Source organism: Brasilonema octagenarum UFV-OR1 (genome assembly GCF_963888615.1).
GTDB classification, from domain to species: domain Bacteria; phylum Cyanobacteriota; class Cyanobacteriia; order Cyanobacteriales; family Nostocaceae; genus Brasilonema; species Brasilonema sennae.
The window spans coordinates 1-2,453 of record NZ_CAWPKW010000280.1 but is presented as its reverse complement, the minus strand read 5'-3'; the positions used below and the strand labels follow the sequence as shown (position 1 = coordinate 2,453).

Genomic DNA, 2,453 nt, shown 5'->3' with positions numbered 1-2,453 from the left:
TCGGAACCTCACCCTGCCCTGTCGGGCATCCCTCTCCTTATTAAGGAGAGGGAAAAATTTTGAAGATTGGGTTTTGTTCCTACTCACCCGGAATTCACACCTAGCAAGCTGTATGTAATATAGAATTATTCACTTATTAAACAGAATTTCCTGCAGCCGCGCCAACTATGGCAAGCGGAAAGTTGTTAAAACTTAAAACAAGCAACTATATATATAGTGACAACAAACTCATGCCTAGAATAGACCCCGCCAAACTAAAAAAAGTCTCTGTCAGCCTTCCCTTTGGCATCGGTTCCGCTGAATGGCAAGCCGATCCAACAGAACGTCGGGCTGCATGGTCGTTGTATGTTGAACTTGTTACCCGGATTGCTGTTCAACCTCTGGAAATTGACGAAGGACTGTTGCGTGAAGCGCTGACATCTTTATATAGTTTATTTGGCATCACACGGGAAGTCCTCAAACAAGCTGGACCAGATGTTGGTGCATCGCGTGAGTCAGTGGGAGGTATTGCTATAGCGGTGCTGAATAAGGGTTTGCGTCCTTTTCTTGCCAAATGGCATCCACTGTTGCAGACATGGGAAGCACAGCGTCCTCCTCACCTGAGTCTAAAAGAGCATGAGCGCAATTGGTCGCAAGAAGCGAATTTGCGGTATGAGTTGGAAGCGTTGAGAAGGGATTTGGAACAATATGCAAATGCTTTGGCAATCATTGCTGGTGTAGAACAGTAGTGGGGAAAAGCTGAGATATGACCACATCCCAAGATTATGAAGTCTTCCTTTGTCACAACAGCAAAGAAAAACAACAAGTAGAAAGAATTAGGGCTCAGCTAAAGCAGCAAGGTATTTTAGCTTGGCTGGATAAGTATGATTTTGAGCCGTTTAGACCTTGGCAAGATCAACTAGAAGAAATTATTCCTCAGATAAAGGCTGTAGCCGTATTCATTGGTTCATCAGGAGTAGGACCGTGGGCAAATATTGAAATGCGAGAGTTTTTGGTTGAATTCGCTAGCCGCCAGCTTCGCATGGGGTTGGTTATATTGCCTGATTGTCCTCAAGAACTTATAAACAGCGTTCCTAGATTTATAAAGAGTTTTCATTGGGTTGATTTTCGCCAGCAAGAACCCGATCCAATGGAACAGCTTATTTGGGGCATAACTGGGCACAAGCCAGTGCCAACTCTGAAGGTGATCCCACAAAGTCAAAGCGATGACCTCAGTAGTGAACCGAACAAAGAAGTCCCCACTACCCAAGAACTGAGAAACCCAGAAGTTATTAAAACTCAAAACACCCCGCAAAATCAACGAGATGATTCAGGTGATGACCTCAGCAGTGAACGCGGTGTAAACTACACCAAATTACGAAATTTGCTAAAAGCAGGACAGTGGAAAGAAGCGGATCTCGAAACTGTTACTTTCATGCTCAAGGCAGCTGGCAGAGAAATAGAAAGCTGGCTGGATATCGAATCCATCAAAAACTTTCCCTGCACTGACCTCCGCACAATTGACCAACTTTGGGTAAAATACAGTAGTGGGCGCTTTGGCTTTAGTGTGCAAAAGCGTGTTTGGGAAAGTGTGGGTAAAGACTATGAAAAGTTTGGCGATCGCGTGGGTTGGCGCAAAGGAATGCCTTGGAAGAAAGAGTGGCTGTATTACAATGAATTAACCTTCTCCACAAAAGCCCCCCAAGGACATCTCCCTGTTTGGGGTTTTAGGGGGGTGAAGAAGAATGAAGACTTATGGCCAGATCTCTTTTCTCGCGTCCAGACTTGTAAACTGTAACATATAAGGCTCACACAGAATTGTAAAGATTCGCAAGCAAGTGATTTTCCACGAAGTATTACGGTTTCTACGTTTTCGTTACCTGGCACTGCATCCAATTTGGATCTTCTTCTTGTGCTTGTAGTACGATGCTGGCGAATTGTGGGTTATAACAATTCGCGAAGATAAACTTGCACGCCACTTCTTCTATTTCTTGGTTCGTTGCTTCCCAGTCATTTTGCATCTACGCACTTATTGAATTTCTACATAAAGTTTCTTCCCCAAGGCATTCGCATATCTTTCTAAAGTAGAGATACCAACATCAGATCCATCGTTTTCGATTCTGATAATTATAGATTCATGCAAATTTAACCGACGTGCTAATTCTTCTTGTGTGATTCCCGCTTCAATTCTTGCTTGCGCCAGCAGCACCCCAATTTTAAAACTGGAAAATCCAGATTCAAAATCTTTACCAAACTCCGGATCGGTTTGCTTGCGTCTGGCAATGTATTTCTCTACATCACTCATCATTTTGCTTCCTGCTTAAATAATCTCTTTTTCGTTGTTCTGCTAACTCAATCTCTTGGGCTACCGTGGTGTACACATCTCACTCAAAACCTCACCCTCGCTTGAATCGGCGCTAAAATCTTTCCCTCTCCTTACTAAGGAGAGGGATGCCCGACAGGGCAGGGTGAGG

The 2,453-nt window shown here is 44.0% G+C and carries 4 protein-coding genes; 2 read left to right on the top strand and 2 right to left on the bottom strand.

The window, feature by feature from the left end; all coding sequences use genetic code 11:
• Nucleotides 1-230: 230 nt before the first annotated feature.
• Together AC5590_RS23990 and AC5590_RS23985 are read left to right on the top strand one after the other, a co-directional pair.
• On the top strand, nucleotides 231-728 hold the full coding sequence (locus tag AC5590_RS23990) for a hypothetical protein (RefSeq protein WP_169268955.1): 498 nt from the start codon (nucleotides 231-233) through the stop codon (nucleotides 726-728).
• Nucleotides 729-745: 17 nt separating this feature from the next.
• A complete protein-coding gene (locus tag AC5590_RS23985; RefSeq protein ID WP_169268954.1) occupies nucleotides 746-1,777 on the top strand; it encodes a GUN4 domain-containing protein in 1,032 nt (343 codons plus the stop codon).
• A 67-nt stretch (nucleotides 1,778-1,844) separates the two neighbouring features.
• Here the strand turns inward: AC5590_RS23985 and AC5590_RS23980 are convergent, their stop codons facing one another.
• Both AC5590_RS23980 and AC5590_RS23975 read right to left on the bottom strand, forming a co-directional pair.
• Nucleotides 1,845-2,000 (bottom strand): hypothetical protein, encoded by a 156-nt coding sequence (locus tag AC5590_RS23980; protein ID WP_169268953.1) that lies wholly within the window; start codon nucleotides 1,998-2,000, stop codon nucleotides 1,845-1,847.
• An 8-nt stretch (nucleotides 2,001-2,008) separates the two neighbouring features.
• A complete protein-coding gene (locus AC5590_RS23975) occupies nucleotides 2,009-2,287 on the bottom strand; it encodes a helix-turn-helix domain-containing protein (RefSeq protein WP_246163171.1) in 279 nt (92 codons plus the stop codon).
• Between the last annotated feature and the right edge of the window lie 166 nt (nucleotides 2,288-2,453).